General features: G+C 47.7%; 13 protein-coding genes. 9 read left to right on the plus strand and 4 right to left on the minus strand.

The annotated features are described in order from the left end of the window. The first annotated feature begins 381 nt into the window (after positions 1-381). The 3 genes from glgA to ON05_RS24930 all read left to right on the plus strand — a co-directional run bounded on the left by glgA (position 382) and on the right by ON05_RS24930 (position 4454). The gene (gene glgA / locus ON05_RS24920) at positions 382-1854 is read left to right on the plus strand and encodes a glycogen synthase GlgA (protein WP_010477773.1); all 1473 of its coding nucleotides are present in this window, start codon (positions 382-384) and stop codon (positions 1852-1854) included. A gap of 104 nt (positions 1855-1958) precedes the next feature. Then, positions 1959-3839, plus strand: coding sequence for an excinuclease ABC subunit UvrC (uvrC, locus tag ON05_RS24925; protein WP_010477775.1), 1881 nt, complete (start codon positions 1959-1961; stop codon positions 3837-3839). 420 nt (positions 3840-4259) lie between these two features. Beyond that, on the plus strand, positions 4260-4454 hold the full coding sequence (locus ON05_RS24930; RefSeq protein WP_010477777.1) for a hypothetical protein: 195 nt from the start codon (positions 4260-4262) through the stop codon (positions 4452-4454). Positions 4455-4460: 6 nt separating this feature from the next. Here ON05_RS24930 and ON05_RS24935 read toward each other — a convergent pair whose 3' ends face one another. From ON05_RS24935 to menA, 4 genes are all read right to left on the minus strand, one after another. Further along, positions 4461-5378: an NAD(+) kinase gene (locus tag ON05_RS24935; RefSeq protein ID WP_010477779.1), complete on the minus strand. Its 918-nt coding sequence runs from the start codon at positions 5376-5378 to the stop codon at positions 4461-4463. 20 nt (positions 5379-5398) lie between these two features. After that, complete coding sequence (locus ON05_RS24940; RefSeq protein WP_010477781.1) at positions 5399-6379, minus strand: NAD(P)H-binding protein; 981 nt, start codon at positions 6377-6379, stop codon at positions 5399-5401. Between the two features lie 89 nt (positions 6380-6468). After that, positions 6469-7455: a DnaJ C-terminal domain-containing protein gene (locus tag ON05_RS24945; protein ID WP_010477784.1), complete on the minus strand. Its 987-nt coding sequence runs from the start codon at positions 7453-7455 to the stop codon at positions 6469-6471. Between the two features lie 316 nt (positions 7456-7771). After that, a complete protein-coding gene (menA, locus tag ON05_RS24950; RefSeq protein ID WP_010477786.1) occupies positions 7772-8662 on the minus strand; it encodes a 2-carboxy-1,4-naphthoquinone phytyltransferase in 891 nt (296 codons plus the stop codon). A gap of 227 nt (positions 8663-8889) precedes the next feature. Between menA and ON05_RS24955 the strand changes: the two genes are divergently transcribed. From ON05_RS24955 to ON05_RS24980, 6 genes are all read left to right on the plus strand, one after another. Then, the gene (locus ON05_RS24955; protein ID WP_010477787.1) at positions 8890-10302 is read left to right on the plus strand and encodes an isochorismate synthase MenF; all 1413 of its coding nucleotides are present in this window, start codon (positions 8890-8892) and stop codon (positions 10300-10302) included. A gap of 98 nt (positions 10303-10400) precedes the next feature. Then, entirely contained in the window at positions 10401-12161 is a 1761-nt protein-coding gene (gene menD, locus ON05_RS24960) for a 2-succinyl-5-enolpyruvyl-6-hydroxy-3-cyclohexene-1-carboxylic-acid synthase (RefSeq protein WP_029315488.1), read from the plus strand. Between the two features lie 408 nt (positions 12162-12569). Beyond that, a complete protein-coding gene (locus ON05_RS24965; RefSeq protein ID WP_010477792.1) occupies positions 12570-13751 on the plus strand; it encodes a response regulator in 1182 nt (393 codons plus the stop codon). 58 nt (positions 13752-13809) lie between these two features. Continuing rightward, complete coding sequence (locus ON05_RS24970; protein ID WP_010477794.1) at positions 13810-14172, plus strand: response regulator; 363 nt, start codon at positions 13810-13812, stop codon at positions 14170-14172. 11 nt (positions 14173-14183) lie between these two features. Next, positions 14184-14654: a chemotaxis protein CheW gene (locus ON05_RS24975; protein ID WP_010477796.1), complete on the plus strand. Its 471-nt coding sequence runs from the start codon at positions 14184-14186 to the stop codon at positions 14652-14654. 102 nt (positions 14655-14756) lie between these two features. Continuing rightward, on the plus strand, positions 14757-17351 hold the full coding sequence (locus ON05_RS24980) for a methyl-accepting chemotaxis protein (RefSeq protein WP_010477798.1): 2595 nt from the start codon (positions 14757-14759) through the stop codon (positions 17349-17351). Positions 17352-17376 lie beyond the last annotated feature (25 nt).

Consider the following 17376-nt stretch of genomic DNA (forward strand, 5'->3'; position numbering starts at 1 on the left):
GCCTTGTAGAACGATACTGTATCAAAGGTGCATCGTGAATCTTTGTATGAAGATTTACTAAAGCTCTTGTCAATAATCTTTATGGGCTACGTCAATAAAGTTCATGTTGAGAGGGCAAGGGGACAACTATTGTGGTATTTGCAGTAATGGTTCGAAGGGATGTTCTTCTCTCAACCCGCCCCCAACGTACAAGCTGTAAAGCATTAATGTTGTTGAGATAGGGCAGGATTAGAGACCACTCCTCCAGCTTATATTTACCCAATAGGTAGAAAGGAAGTTTGCGATTCCTGCTGATTTAAGAGCCATATAAATATATACTTTTGTAAATTAAGCTTTTATTTATATTTTCTCTAAAAAGATTTATTCAATCAAGGAGTGACTGTGTACATTGTCCAGATTGCCTCTGAATGTGCCCCAGTAATCAAGGCCGGTGGGCTCGGAGATGTCGTCTATGGTCTGAGTAGAGAACTTGAAGTCCGGGGCCATTGCGTTGAACTCATCTTGCCAATGTACGACTGCATGCGCTACGACCATGTTTGGGGTCTGCATGAAGCCTATCGAGACTTGTCAGTGCCTTGGTATGGCGGAGCTGTTCATTGCAACGTCTTTTGTGGTTGGGTTCATGGCCAACTATGCTTCTTTATCCAACCCAACTCTGGCGATAATTTCTTCAATCGGGGGCATTACTACGGGGCGACCGATGACCATATGCGCTTCGCCTTCTTCAGTAAAGCAGCCCTAGAGTTTTTGCTCCGATCCAATAAACGCCCCGATATTATTCACTGCCATGATTGGCAGACAGGACTGGTGCCTGTCTTGCTCTACGAGATGTATCAATATCATGGCATGGGTCGCCAGCGTGTGGTTTACACCATCCATAACTTTAAGCATCAAGGCATCGCTGGAGCCAATGTTTTGTGGGCAACGGGGCTCAATCGAGAATCCCATTACTTCAACTACGATCGCCTGTTAGACAATTTCAATCCCTTTGCCCTCAATCTGATGAAAGGTGGGATTGTTTACGCCAACTATGTGAATACCGTATCCCCTCACCATGCCTGGGAGGCGCGCTACGAAACGGTGGGCTATGGGTTAGGACATACCCTAGAAATCCATCAGGGTAAATTTGGCGGTATCCTCAACGGCATTGATTACAATGTCTGGAACCCTGAAAAAGATGACTATATTCCTCATCCCTATTCCATCAATGATTTAAGTGGTAAAGCCCTGAATAAAAAGGCGCTACGGGAGCGATTATTGCTTAGAGATGTCAATCGGCCTCTAATTGCCTTTATTGGCCGATTGGACGAGCAGAAAGGGATGCATTTGGTGCACCATGCCATTTACCATGCCCTCAATAAAAATGCCCAATTTGTTCTCTTGGGTTCTGCTACTGAGCCTGGAATTAATACTTGGTTCTGGCATGAGAAGCATTTCCTTAACTCCAACCCAGACTGCCATCTCGAACTCGGATTTAACGAAGAACTGGCCCATCTGATTTATGCTGGGGCAGATATGATTGTGGTGCCCAGTAACTATGAACCCTGTGGCTTAACGCAGGTGATTGGCCTCCAGTACGGTACCGTCCCCATTGTGCGTGGGGTGGGTGGTCTAGTAAATACCGTCTTTGATCGCGATTTCGATCCAGAAAAGACGCCTGACGAACGCAATGGTTATGTCTTTTATCAGACCGATAACCAAGCCTTAGAGTCAGCCATGAACCGAGCGATGGGGCTATGGACGGATTATCCTAAAGAGTTTCAAAAGTTGGTGATGCAGGGGATGGCCTATGACTATTCCTGGAATCATCCTGGAGAGCAGTATCAAGGCGTCTATGAAATGGTTCGTTGTTAACTGCTAAGTAGCATCAGTTGCCGTGCTCAACTCCTAATCTCATGAGATGAGGATAAGCTTTACGATTTATATGTGAATCGCTTTATGGACAGTGACGCATAATCGTGACCGATGCCGTTTCGACCACCACCCTGCTTAAAGATCGTGATCGTCTAGAAGCCAGACTGAAGGAGATCCCACCCGAGCCGGGTGTGTATTTTATGCGAGATGCTAATGATGACATCTTGTATATTGGCAAGTCCAAAAAACTCAGAAATCGCGTCCGCTCCTATTTTCGACAAATTCAAGACCACCCACCTCGAATTGAGCTGATGGTTCATCAGGTGGCGGATATCGAGTTTATTGTTACGGATACCGAAGCAGAGGCGTTGGCCCTAGAAGCCAACCTGATCAAACAGCATCAGCCTCACTTTAATGTTTTACTTAAAGACGATAAAAAGTATCCCTATCTCTGTGTCACTTGGTCCCAAACTTACCCTCGCATCTTTATTACTCGCAAACGGCGGTTAGGGAAAGCTCAAGATAAATACTACGGTCCTTATGTTGACGTATGGCAGCTTCGTCAAACCCTGCGGTTGGTCAAGCGCCTTTTTCCCTTACGACAGCGACGGAAACCCCTATTCAAAGATCGTCCCTGCCTCAATTATGAAATTGGCCGCTGCCCTGGCGTTTGCCAATCTTTGATTACGCCAGAAGCCTATCGCCAGATTCTGCAAAAAGTCGTGATGATTTTCCAGGGGCGCACCAGCGAGCTGATCAACACCTTGTCACAGCAAATGGAGCAGGCCGCTGAAGATCTGAATTTTGAGCTAGCCGCTCGACTGCGAGATCAAATTAAAGGATTACAGGGATTGGGGGTTGACCAAAAAGTTGCCTTACCCGATGACACTGTATCGCGAGATGCGATCGCCCTCGCTGCTGACGATCAAATTGCCTGTGTTCAACTCTTCCAGATTCGGTCCGGGCGTTTAGTGGGCCGGTTGGGATTTATGGCGGATGCTCAATCGGGTTCCCTCGGCATGATTCTGCAGCATGTACTGGAAGCCCATTACGGTAGCGCTGAACCAGTAGAATTGCCTTTGGAAATTTTGGTGCAAACTGAGTTACCAGAAACGGAATTACTCGCCAGCTATCTCAGCCAGCGAAAGGAACGCAAGGTCAGCATTACCTGTCCCCAACGGCAGATCAAAGCTGAACTGATCGAAATGGTCGAGCGCAATGCTCAATATGAGTTAGCCCGAACCCAAAAGAGCCGAGATCGCACCCTTAATGCCCTCCAAGACCTAGCCGAACTTCTAGATCTGCCCGAGCTACCTCACCGGATTGAATGCTATGACATCTCCCATATCCAAGGGTCAGATGCCGTTGCATCTCAAGTGGTCTTTATCGATGGGTTACCCGCTAAGCAACATTATCGACGCTACAAAATTCGCAACCCCAACGTTAAAGCCGGCCACTCGGACGATTTTGCCAGTCTAGCGGAAGTCCTACATCGACGTTTTCGTCAGTACCATGAATCTCCAGAGCAGCCGCGTCAAGGCACCTCTGACTGGCCTGACCTAGTGGTTATTGATGGGGGCAAAGGGCAATTATCAGCGGTTTTAGAGTCGTTGGCGAAAATTGAAGTCGTTGAAGATCTACAGATTATCAGTCTGGCTAAGCAACGGGAGGAGATTTTTCAGCCTGGAGAAAGCCAGCCTTTGCCCACGGATCCTGAACAACCTGGCGTTCAACTTATTCGCCGATTACGGGATGAGGCCCATCGCTTTGCCATCAGTTTTCATCGCAAGAAGCGATTAGAGCGAATGCGGCGCTCGCGGCTAGATGATATCCCAGGGCTTGGCCACCACCGCCAAAAGGAACTACTCGCGGCTTTTCGGTCCATTGACTATATTCGGGAAGCTAGCCCAGAGCAATTAAAAGCCGTCCCGACCATTGGCCCTCAACTTGCTCAGAAAATCTATGATTATTTCCATCCCGCTTAAAAAAGATGACGTTAGTTTATCTTTTAATAAAAACAATAAAGGATTTTTATGGGATATTTTCCCCGAGAATGCTATTGATGCATCTCTCAAATCAGGGAATTGTTTTCGAGTATTTTGCTTTTACAAAAAATCAATCTCCCCATCCGTGAAGTAAAAAAAGTCTTTTTTATCTGATCCCCGATAGTTCATCTCAATAGTTCCCTAATAGTATTCCCTCTCAGGGATAGTTTTAGCCATCGGGGATCAAATCTAAAAATTCATTAAAAAACACCATCACCCTTAAGAAGTCGGTGCTATAAAAGAGGGGATCACGGGCTAGAGAACACCAACAAGCTTAGGATTTAAACACATTTATTTAATCTTTTTTTTAGCTTCTGTAACTGGGTCACTCACTTCTCTCTTCAACAAAGGTATTTACTCATGAGTCGTATAGAAAAGATTCGCTGTCCTAACTGTGGAAGCCAGCATGGAGAGCGCCACTATATTGATAATTTAATGCGCACCCAATGCGTAGAATGTGATTATTTAATGATCACTGATGCCAAGACAGGTGAAGTTGTTGAAGCCTACGCACCTGGACTTTATATGCATCAACTCAGTAGCTGCTCATCCTAACAAAGCCTAAGGCAGCTCTACTGATGTTGGCTTAGCGATGTGGGGTAACCCCCAACCCAGTTTCTCCCGCAGGATTTTAAAGAACTCTGGGGAGCCAAGCCGAATAAAGCGAGCTGAATAGGGTGACTTAATTACACGTACGCGATCGCCGGGTGCAATATAGCATCCGGCGTTTCCGTCTACTTCCAGGACAAGCTGCTGTTGGTTGGCTGGAACCACCTCTAGAGGCTCGGTATCAGCAAATACCAGCGCTCTGGATGCCAGGGAGTGGGGGCAAATCGGGATTAGCTGCATCACTGGAACGCCGGGAGCAATCACTGGACCTCCAGCAGCCAACGCATAGGCCGTAGATCCTGTGGGGGTTGACACCAGCAGGCCATCTGAAGCAATATCAACCACTGCATGCTCGCCGACGGCTATTTCAAAGTGGCACATCCCGGCTAGGGGTTCTTTATGGAGCAACATCTCATTGAGAGATAAGGCTTCCCAGAGCACTTTGCCATCTGTGATCACCTGTACCGTCAGAGTCGCTCGCTCTTCGACGGAAAATTGATCTTGCAGCAACAGATCCAGAACTTCATCTAATTGATTGACATAGGTTTCCGTCAGGAACCCCATATGCCCCGTGTTCACCGTCAGCATCGGCACATTACAAGGAGCCAACTGTCTGCAGGCAGATAAAACCGTTCCATCTCCACCTAAAACGATGGCAAATTTGACATCCTGATCAAAGCCAGTAGGGACCAACTCATCAATCGTCGTGAAGCAAACGGGATGTTCAGGGCGTGAATATCCAAGTATGCCGCCAACCCCTGTCGCCAAACAGACTTGCCAACCACAAGCATAGAGCTTGTCTCTGAGTTCAGTCGCAATTCGGCAAGCGAACGGCTTGAGTTCGTTATAGATAATGCCAGCTTTCGGCACGCTCAAGGTTCAACCTATCGTTAGGAACTGGGAGTTTTGAAAGGGCTCCGTTTGCGAGATTGTTTCTGGTTCTTCTCGTATTCGAGCTGCTTCAGTTTCTTGAGAATCCGATCAAAATATTCTTGCATATAGGCTTCCAGAGTAGAAATCTCAGATTCATCTACTCCAAATACCTTACAGGTCTCTGTCATCGGGACGGTGATCGGCGCTTGAGACGTAATCACTTCACTAAACGCTAAGCGATCAGCAATGTTCCAGCTCCATTGGAAGAAACGAGCAATTTTTTGCCCACTCCGTAATAAGCCAATCGGCATCCGTGTCACTTTGGCGGGTTGATTGGCAATATTCTCGCAAAGGGCCACAATTTGTTCAGGGGACCAATCTTTGGGGCCAGCTAAATCAAAGGTTTTGTTCTCGGTTTCAGAATGGGAAAGTGCATTCACCGCAAACTTGGCGATATCTTGCGTATCCATGTATGCCGTTGAGGTGGCTTCATTCATCACCCAAACGGACTGATCCTCAAGGATGGGAATGGCATACTGTCCAATTAGTCCCTGGAAGAAACCGCAGGGCCGCAGAATCGTGTAGTTTAGGCCAGATTCTTTGATAAACAGTTCGGTGCAGTTCTTAATGTCCATCAAGGGCACCTTTGGATAATTCTCCGCACCCAAAATAGAGAAGAACACAAATCGCTGGATGCCAGCAGCTTTAGCGGCCTGAATCAGGGCCACCTTACCATCCCAATCCACTTCTCGAATGCCGATGGAATCTGTGGCCCGAACCGTTGCAGCGTCAATAACGGCGGTGTTGCCTTCCATCGCCAATTTGAGGGTTTCTGGATCCCGTAAATCCCCTTTAATCAAGGAAGCACCCCATTCCCTTAGAAACGTGGCGGCGCGAGGTGCGCGCACTAAACAAGTGACCTCATGTCCCTCATCTAAGGCCCGACGGGCAATTTGCCTGCCAAGTGTTCCAGTAGCACCGACAATTAATAGATTCATGAGGTCTTAAATTACAAATCTTAACTTTTGTAATATTTTATCAGAAAGTTGAGGGTTGTATGGGTGAAGTCAAGAGATTTCTCTACTCACTAACGGGATTTTCCGAGCAGATTTGAGCGGGGATCATATTGCCGCAGGTTTGAGAGTTGCTCATATAACTCCTTTTCGGCGGTGCTCAGATCAGGGGGAGGGATGATTTGAATCTTAACCACCAGATCGCTGGCACTCCCCTTAGCGCTTGGCCATCCCTTTCCTCGCAGACGCAGGGATTGTCCGGATTTGATACCGGCAGGAATATTCATACTGACTTCCCCAGTTGGGGTTGGAATATTAACCTTGGCTCCTAAGACCGCTTCATCCGGGGCAATAGGGAGAGTGCATAAAACATTTTCCTTGTCAAACTTAAAAAAGGGGTGGGCGTCTAGTTTGACTTTGAGGTAAAGATCCCCTCTGGATTGATTGAGGGGGTTCACTTGTCCTTTTCCTTTAACTCTTATGCGACTATCAGGTTTGGCACCGGGGGGAATCCGGACGGTGATGGTCTCAGTGCCGCCAATGGTCAGTCGTTTTTCTACGCCTTTGAGGGCTTCTGAAAAGGTCAATTTTAATTCTGCTTCGGCATCTGCAGAAATACCGGGTGTGTTGAAGCCTGAAAAATCTTGGAACCCGCCAAACCCTGGGGCGCTAGATGTTCCTCCGCGGTAGGAAGTGCTTTGGGATCTGGTCGAGGCGTTTCCCGCTCCAAACCCACCGGAAAATCGCCCTAATAGTTCATTGATAAAGTCGTCAAAACTGCCATATTGCCCAAAATCAAAATCGAAGCCACTCCCTTGTCCACCGGCTTGATTCCAATATTGGCCAAACTGATCATATTTGCGCCGTTTATCTGGATCCGATAGTACCTCGTAGGCTTCGCTGATTTCTTTGAATTTGGCCTCGGCAGTTTTATTGCCCGGATTCATATCTGGGTGGTACTTTCGAGCTAGCTTACGAAAAACCCGCTTTATTTCTGCTTCACTAGAAGACTTACTCACCCCAAGAATTTGGTAGTAGTCTTTGTAATCCGCAGCAGGCATTAGCGTTACTCCTTGGGTCAAGCAAGACAAAAAATACTGGAGACCAACCGATGGGTGTTAAGCCATGGGTTCCCTTGTCAGGTAAGAACGCAGCCTGGGGGTAAGGCTTAGGCCTTGTATTTATCGAGTGATAAAAGCGTCAAAACACCTGAGATAAAAGGGTTGGCGTAGCTTTAGCCTAGCAAGTTTGTGGCATTCATAGGTTCGGTTTTTGCTAAAGCAGGGTGAGACATAACCGTACCCTTTTCCTCAGCCTGAATGGCAAAGGGTGACTTAAGTGAGGGCCAGCCCCCCTCAAGGGTAGAACGGTACTATATTAAGCCAGCAAACCAATTCCTAATAACAAACCACTCACAAAATGTAGGCCTACAGCAATAAATTTGCAGTCTTTGACCTGGTCTGGCTGATCGTGATATCGCCACACATGGCGACAGAGATGGATGGCGAGGGGGAGACTGACCCAGCTCAACACCACTCCATTGCTAAATAGATTGAACCCCATAAAGATCAAAATCAGACCAAAAATTCCCCCGCAGATCCAAGGCAATAACCGAGCGCCCCGAGCGGTGCCGAGACGAGCAATGGGGGACCGTTTTCCGGCCGATAAATCATCGGCGACTTGGTGAAAATGGGAGCAGAATAGAATCAAACTAGTGGTGAGGCCGATAATGATCGCGGCAGGTAAGGGGCGAATCGACCAGGTTTGGGTTTGACTATAGTAGGCTGCGGAAACGGCAAGGGGACCAAAGGTAACAAAACAAATCAGTTCTCCTAGACCTTGATATCCCAAGCGGAACGGTGGGCCTTGGTAGGTGTAGCCCAGAAAACAACTCAAGAGGATGAGGGCCAATACCGTAATGTCCTGCTGCCACCAAGCGATCGCAACTAATCCCAGACAGCCTAATCCCAGGAAACCATTGGCTAGCCAAAAGATCAGGGACTGATTGCCTGTTAAGTTAACCAAGGAATGGGCCTTGTTTACGTCAATCCCGGTGTCGGCATCAAAAACATCATTGGTGAGATTAAGCCAGGCAATAATCAGGATGGCGGCGCTGAGGAAGGTCCAGAAGATGGGGGCGTTTAAGTGCTGTTGTTCTGACCATGCGATCGCAGATCCCACCCAAATTGGTATCACAGCCACACTATACATAGGGGGCTTTAGGGCAGCGAACCACAGTTTACGAGTTGGTAGGGTTTGGGTGGTCATAGAAAAATTGCAATGGCCTTCATTAAGTTTAGGGTACAGGATTGGCTCTTTCTAAGCATTTGTGAACAAGGGGGCGGTGAACCACACGGGTTGCCCCTTTCAATGGTTAGATGGAATATTAGGTACGAAGTCTGGCCCGACCTAGTGGTCATGCTATAGCCAGATTGTGTCCTTTACCTTGGAGGTAACCTGCATTCCCGGCGGCCCACCTTGCTATCCTCGAGTTCATGACAGTAACTTCCTCTTCTGCCAATTTATTTCAGGACCGCAGGTCACTCCACGAGTTTCTCGCTTCCTGTCGTACTATCGCCCTTGAGAAGGAACATGCCCAAGTTGTTAGTCTTTCTTTGGAACTCCCCAAGTTAGACCCACTGGCTGCTCTGGATTTACTGCAACAGGCAGATCATCCTTATTTTTATTGGGAAAAGCAGTCGCAACGGACTGCGATCGCAGCAACGGAACCATTACTCCATCTACAAATCGACGGAACGCAGCGATTTACCCAGGCTCAACACTTTATCTGTACTTCTTTGGTGGATACCGTTTCTGCGGGTGCCCTCCACCTTCCCTTTGCAGGGCCTCATTTTTTCTGCAGTTTTACCTTCTTTGATCACACCCATCAAGAACAGGCGTTTTTCCCTGCAGCTTCCGTTTTCCTCCCCCGCTGGCAAGTGGCTTGTGTTCAAGACCAAGCCGTACTGGTGGCTAATGCAGTTATTGATACAGACACTGCCTTAGAGCCCTTGGCCCGGAGCATCTGGGAACGATGGCAGCTATTACAAACGCCTCGCCGCTGTCCTTCACCCCGATCTCAAGCATCCCAATTCTATCCCCAGTTAACGAATGCAGACGCTTTTACAACAGCAGTCGTCGATACATTAGGACTTATTAAGGCTAACAAACTGCAAAAGCTGGTCTTAGCTCATACCTTAGATGTCAAAACACCTCAGCCGCTGGATTTATGTCATGCCTTGGGGACTCTTCGGGAACGCTATCCAGAATGTTATGTCTTTGCCGTTAGTAATGGCCAAGGCCAGAGCTTTATTGGCGCCAGTCCTGAGCGGCTGATTGAATTACATGATCACCACCTGGTGACGGATGCATTGGCCGGATCAGCCCCTCGGGGGCTTTCCCATGAGGATGACCAGGCCTTAGGTCATCAACTGCTCAGCAGTAAAAAAGATGGCCATGAACATCGCGTTGTCCTAGACTTCATTCGCGATAGCCTCTGGGAACTGGGGATTACCCCCCAAGTGACTTCTCTGCCCCATCTGCTCCAGCTCCCTAATATTCAACATTTACGCACCCTGATCACAGCTGAAGTCCCTCAACATCTGCATCTACTGGAAATTTTGGCAGCCTTACATCCAACCCCTGCTGTAGCAGGAATGTCACGAGAAGTCGCTCAACAGCAAATTCACAAACAAGAAACCTTTGAACGTCATCTCTATGCAGCTCCTTTAGGATGGATTGATTATCAGGGGAATGGTGAATTTACAGTCGGCATTCGGTCCGCATTGATCAACGGCTCCCAAGCCCGGCTCTATGCTGGGGCAGGGATTGTAGCTGGCTCTGACCCCCAACGAGAACTGGCCGAAATTCAGCTCAAACTCCATACGCTACTCGATGCACTGTTATAGGAAGATAAGCTGTTATCAGTATCAGAAGCGGCTGCAGTCCTCTGCTTTCAACCCAACAACCTCTTCAGATCAAATCAACTGTATATGATGCGATGACGATGACCCTAGATTTTCGCAATGTCAATATGTTGTGGTCATCGATTATTGCAGAAACCCTGAGCCGATTAGGGTTAACAACTGCCATCATTTGTCCAGGGTCCCGCTCCGGTCCTCTAGCCGTCGCCTTTGCCCAGCATCCTGACATTGAAGCCATTCCAATTTTAGATGAGCGTTCGGCCGCCTTTTTTGGATTAGGCATCGCTCGCCGTAAGGGTTTACCTGTTGTGTTAGTGTGCACCTCCGGGACCGCAGGGGCCAATTTCTACCCAGCCGTCATTGAAGCTGAAGCCAGCGGAGTCCCCTTACTTTTACTCACGGCAGATCGACCACCAGAATTGCGACACTGCCAGGCGGGCCAAGCCATTGATCAAGTCAAGCTCTATGGACATTATCCACGGTGGCAGGTTGAGTTAGCTTTACCCAGTACTCGTCCAGAGATGCTGGCCTATTTACGCCAAACCTGTGTTTACGCCTGGGAACAATCACAAAGACCAGTTCCTGGCCCGGTCCATCTCAATATTCCGTTCCGCGATCCGCTCGCACCTATCTCCGAAGTAGAAACGGAGCGCCTAGCGACGACGTTCGATATCGATCAATTCTTTGCTGCTGTTCACCCTTTACCCTCGGTCCAGATCTCCCTCGACCTTCAGACCACCAACGTCTATTTGGATCAGTGGATGAGTTGCGATCGTGGACTCATTATTGCAGGACCTGCACAACCCGATACCCCAGAACACTATTGTTTAGCCATCGCTCAACTCGCCCAAATACTGGGTTGGCCGGTACTTGCAGAAGGGCTTTCTCCCCTGCGCAATTGGGCAGATCGAAATTCTTATCTGATTTCAACCTACGACCTGATACTGCGCAATCCGACCATTGCGAGTCAGTTACAGCCTGAGCAGGTCATTAGCATCGGAGCCTTGCCAACCAGTAAAGTCTTGAGAATGTGGCTGACCCAGAGGCGTCCTCAAACTTGGGTGGTAGACGTCTCTAATCACAATATGGATCCATTGCATGGTCTCTCTATTCCAGTACGCATCTCCGTGGAAGGATTGATCGCATCTATCCCCGCAGCTAAGAAGGAACACTGTCAGCCGCTTACAGCGTATGCAAAGTCATGGTTAAATGCCGATCATTCTGTGCGAACCCTGATCAATCGGGCAATGCAAAAACAGTCAGAACTTATCGAAAGTAAAATCGCCTGGTTACTTTCTCAAATCTTGCCACCTCGCACCCCACTATTTATTGCCAATAGCATGCCGGTACGCGATATCGAATATTTTTGGCAGCCAGGAACCCTGCATATTCAGCCTTACTTCAATCGAGGGGCAAACGGCATTGATGGCACCCTCTCTACGGCCTTGGGGATGTCCCATCGTCAACAAAGTAGCGTCCTGTTGACGGGGGACTTAGCGCTGCTCCATGACACCAACGGATTTTTGTTGCAGTATTATTGGCAAGGCCATTTGACAATTATTGTTGTTAACAATGGCGGAGGCGGTATTTTTCAAATGCTGCCGATCTCAGCCTTTGACCCCCCATTTGAGCGATTTTTCCGCACTCCACAACAGGTTCAGCTGAAACATCTAGCAGCAACCTATCAGGTCAAGTGGACACTTATTCAGTCCTGGGCACACTTGCGACAAGCCTTAAACCCTTTACCAGAAAGCGGTTTACATATATTGGAAATCTCTTGCGATTGCCAGAATGATACCCAATGGAGGAGAATATTTTTTAAGGAATGCGTGAAAAGTCTCTAAATGCTAGGAATTTCTCTAAAAGTTCCATCATTTTGGATCATAACTTGCACTAGATTCTGTCCATCTCTCATGAACTATTTTTTAGCTTATAAGATGAAAGACATTCAAAATTAGCCAGTTATTTAGCCTCTAAAGCTTAATGAGGTCATTACTCCAATAGACTAACGCTAACAGGGGGAAGTTGGGGGATTGAGTCACATCAACAATCCAAAAGAGTCCTAATTCGAAACAGAGAATTCTCCCTGCCAGAAATATGGATTAATTGGGGAACACTAGGTCAGTATGGATGAGCTACAGGCAATAGATTCTCAGAAGGACATTCTCTAAGTTGAGTATTTAATTCAACTTAAAGTGTGATTTCATCCAAGATCTTTTGGTTGTCAATGATCTTGTTGCAGAACCATTAAAATGCAGACTTTAGAACAAACTCAGCAATTTTCTTTTCAGTCCCAAGAACTTCCAACTAAATTGCTGGACCCCTCGCTGATTAATAGTGACGGACATTGGAAGATACAGTTCTCTCGCTTAGCGAACCGGAAAGAGAATACCTTTGGTTACCTGGGTATTACGGATGTGGGGACCATTAGCTACTCCGGCTATCGTCCTTGGAGTAGTCGTGAACTTCTACAAGCCGCCAAGCGCTACATTTTACAGACCCGCCAGGAATCCCTTAAGCCTCATGTTGCCCGTTGGCAGGCTGCCCTCAAGGACCAAACGATCACTGCAAAAGCCATTTACGAGCATATGCTGCAGCTGGGGATTATGCCTGAACAGGTTCAGCAAGCCTTGAGATTGAAGATGCTCAACGACTTTGATGCATTTCTAACCCTCGGAGGGGGAGAAGCGTCTTTCATCCCCAGTGCGCAACTGCGGGATATCATTCCGGTCCCAGGCATCCCCATCGCTGAACTGTTAGACGAATCCCAGAAACGTCTCGTCTTATGGCAACAGTTGCGACCGATTATCCCTTCGATGAATATGTTGCCGGTGCTAGATCCTCAGATTCTTGACGCGGCTAATTTACCGCAATCCCAGCGACAGTGGATCGAAAAAATCGTTCAGCACCAGCGCCCTTTGAACAAGATTGCTATTGGTCTAGCGAAAGATCCTTTAGAAGTTGCGCGTCTCTTTGCAAAATGGGTGCGGGCAGAATTGCTGCATTTAGAGCCCCTGCAAAAGACTCAATCGACTAAAGTCATGATTATCGATGACTCCCCTCTAGTCCTCAAGCAATTTCATAGTCTGGTGGGAGCGCTGGGTTATCAAGTGGAAGTTTGTCAGCAAGCTGAAACTGCCCTAGAACAAATTACTCAAGTGAAACCTGGCATCGTTTTTATTGATATTAATATGCCCGGAATTACGGGCTTTGAATTGGTAAAGGAAATTCGGCAACAGCCCAGTTTAGCGGCAATTCCGCTAGTCATATTAACGGGAGAACAGAAGCTATCTAACAAATGGCGGGCCCAATGGAGTGGTTGCGAGTTTCTCAACAAACCCCTTGCAGCAACAGAGATTAACCAATTTCAACTGCAATTGCAGGAGTTGATCCATGCGTTGGTGTTTGGTCCATCGATGATCACGGGTGCTTAGGAATACACCTCTTTATCTAGAGTGTTATTAGCAGAGCAAGTTTTTTGGAGTTAGGAAGATGCGCTTATTAGTTATTGATGACAGTTCAGTAGATCGATTGGCTTTGGTCACAATGTTGCAAAACCTAGGCCATGAAGTCGATGAATGTGATGGAACTGAGAATGCCCTCCATCAAATTGAGGCGGGAAACTACAACCTCGTTTTTCTAGATGTTGTGATGCCTGGCCAGGACGGCTACAAATTTCTACGCTCTCTTCGGCTGAACCCCCCAACTGCTGACCAATATGTGGTGTTCTGCTCCAGTAAGAAAACGCCCTTAGAAGTGAACTATGGCATTAAACGGGCTGGGGCCAATGATTATCTCACCAAGCCTGTCACCAACGAAACGATCGAAGAAATCTTACAGCGCGTTAGCTCGTAATGGAGGTATAGATGTCAGCTGCTGCGACAACCAAACCCATCGTCTACTCCTCTGCCTCCATTAAAGAAAGGTATATCCTCACCCAGGTTGGGGCATGGGTTCTGGTTTTCCCCGCCCGCTGGGCCGCTGAAATTTTTAGAGTTCAAAGATCCCGAATTCTAGATCTGCCTTTTTATCAATCCCCCTTGGTTGGTGTTACCCATCACAACAGTCAAATTATTCCCTTAACTTCAGCCCATCAGGTATTGAAGACCCAAGAAAACACCCTGCGAGAAACCGTCACCGTACTTCAGCTAAGTCATGAAGCAGGAAGGTTAGCCAATATGGGCATCATTGTTGATAAGGTTCTTGGCAGCACCAGCAAAGAACAACTCCCTCCAGCCGTTCTTACCACTCAAGCACTCCACCCACCGGACACGGATTCCCAGGTTCTATTCCAGCCTGATTGGTTTCCTTCAGACTTGTGGCACCCTCAAGGATAAGGTGCGCTTCTTCGTCCAAGATTTTTCCCCTGTGAACGCCTAAAAGATAGATTGTGCTGTCTTATTGGATGGCCTTTCCCGTACTGTAATCAGTTTGCGCTTATGAACTCTGATCAACTTCAGCCCAACCCCTCGGATCAAGCCTTCTCGATCCAATATTCTTCTCCTCTACACCACGCTAAACAGTTTGTCAGGAAGAACTTGGTGGCAACCCTTGCCATTTCTGTTGCTACTAACCTAATAGTGGCAGCAGGCTGTGGGGTGAGTATCTGGAATAGTTCACGTAACCTAGAACAGATTTCAGAACGTGAACTGCAGCTGCAAAAGAACACTGGAGATATTACCTATCTCGATGAAGTGCTGACCATGTCGGCTCGAATGGCTGCCAGTACGGGAGATTTAGCATGGCTCCAACGCTACGAGAATCATGTGCCTTTATTGGATCAAGCCATTGCTCAAACTTTAAAGAATGTGACCGAGGACATTCGGGCTGATGCGAGTAAAACGGATGCAGCCAACAAACGGCTGATTGAAATAGAAGATCAGGCGTTTGGACTGGTCAAGGCCAACAAAGCGGAAGATGCACAAAAGCTACTGGCAGGGGAAGAATATGAGCTACTGAAAGCCCAGTATGCTGAAGGCAATCGACAGGTTATTAAGCGCATTGAGATCTTTATCAATCAACAGCTAGAGGCCTATCAAAACCAACTTAAGAATTCCATTAACTTTGCCGGTTTGGTGGCTTTCCCTATCCTGTTGGCTAGCTGGATTTTGGTTTTAGCTGCTGTCCGTGATTACGTTCGCGATAAGCAAGCCACCCAGGACAAGATTAACCAATCTCAGCTGGATCAATTGGTCTTGAATAGCCAGCTCCAAGAAGAGATCGATACTCGGAAACGGCAGGAAGAAGAGACTCGCCAGGATAATGACCAATTGCAAGGAGACATTATCGAGCTACTGGACGTGGTTGCCAATGTAGAAGAAGGAGACTTTACCACCCAAGCTACGGTGAACGATCGAGCGACGGGCTTAATTGCAGATACCCTCAACCGGTTGATTGAAGAACTCGGCAGTATTCTCAAGCAGGTCTCGGCTACTTCCCGTCAAGTTTCGGCAAGCAGTATCCGCCAAAAAGATATTTCCGAAATTGTGGCCCGGAACACCGATCAGCAATCACAAGAAGTTATGCAGGTCTTGGGCTTGATTAATGACGTTCGCTCCTTTGCTACCAACGCCGCTCAGCAATTGGCAACCACCAACCAATCTTTGGTGACCCTCAATACTGCTGTGGCCCAAGGTCAAGTTGAGATTGGTTCGCTGGGGGAAGAAATTGATGTGCTGCAACAGGGTAGCGATCGCATCGTGCAGCAGATGAAAACCCTAGGGGAATTTGTGGGTCTAACGGATCAATTTGTGCAGGACCAAGGGGATATTGCTGAACAAACCCAGATGTTGGCTTTGAATGCAGCATTGGTAGCCGCAAGAGCCTCTGAACAATCCGATCCGAAGCGATTTGCCCAAGTGGCACAAGAATTTGAATCGATTGCGAACCAGGTCAGTCAACTCGCTCAACAAACCAACGATGGCCTCGGGTCTCTAGAACAACGGAGCGCTCAGATTCACCGGGTTGTAGCCGATGTAGACGCCGATGTGCAACGACTAGGCGGCGTGGTGGATGACTTTACCCAAGGGGTTCGACATACCCAATCCGTGTTCCAAAAGGTACAAGATGTGACGGGGCAAGCGGTCGCATCTGGTGAGGCCGTCGCCAAAACCAGTGAAGAGATTGTTCACACATCGGAACAAACGGCGATGACCATGGAGGCCATTGCCCAACTCTCGAACCAAATTGCAAGTCAGTCGGATGATGCGCAACAGTTAGCGGATACCATGAATCAGCTTTCTGATGACTTGTTAGAGAAAGTCAAAGTCTTCACTCTGCCCGAAGAAGACGAATTCACCCTGCTCCAAACGACTCCTGTCGAACAGCCTGAGGCATTCACTGCTGATTCACAATCTGAAGATTTAAATCCCATTGTGGAATCAGAAGAAATCGCCTCGCCATTGGAATATGAAGAATTAAGCCCTATGGCAGAATCGGAAGAATTCACGTCTGAAGCACAATTCGAAGAATTCACATCTGCATTGGAATCCGAAGAAGTTACGACTGCTGAACAATTCGGAGAATCCATTCCTACTGAAGACTTGGAAGAATCCACTCCTGTATTGGCATCAGAGGAATCTGTACCGGTTGCGCAAACCGAGAAACTCGAAGCGGTTGAAGCATCCATTCCTGCTGCAGAATCCGAGGCATTGTTCCCTTCTATGGAATGTGCAGACTTGACGCCTACGGCAGAATCCGACGCATCTGTTCCTGTTGAACAATCTGAAGATCTCACTCCTCTGATGGACTCTGAAGCAGTCATGCCAACGGCAGAGTCCGAGGAATCCTTGTCTGCTGAGTCCTCTGACGAATTCACTCTTGCTGAGCAATCTGAGGGATTAACTTCAAATCCGGACTCCGTAGAAACCATTGCTGTTGAGCCATCCGACGAGTTAATTTCTGCTGAAGAATCCGAGGAACCCACTCCTGCTGCAGAATCTGAAGAATCCACGCTTGCGGAACACTCCGAAGACGCTGTTGCTGCTGAAGAATCTGAGGAATCCGCTTCATCTGAGTCAGCACTTGCTGTCTAGATTCACACCATTCATTTCAAATTAT

The organism is Acaryochloris sp. CCMEE 5410 (assembly GCF_000238775.2).
Taxonomy (GTDB): Bacteria; Cyanobacteriota; Cyanobacteriia; order Thermosynechococcales; family Thermosynechococcaceae; genus Acaryochloris.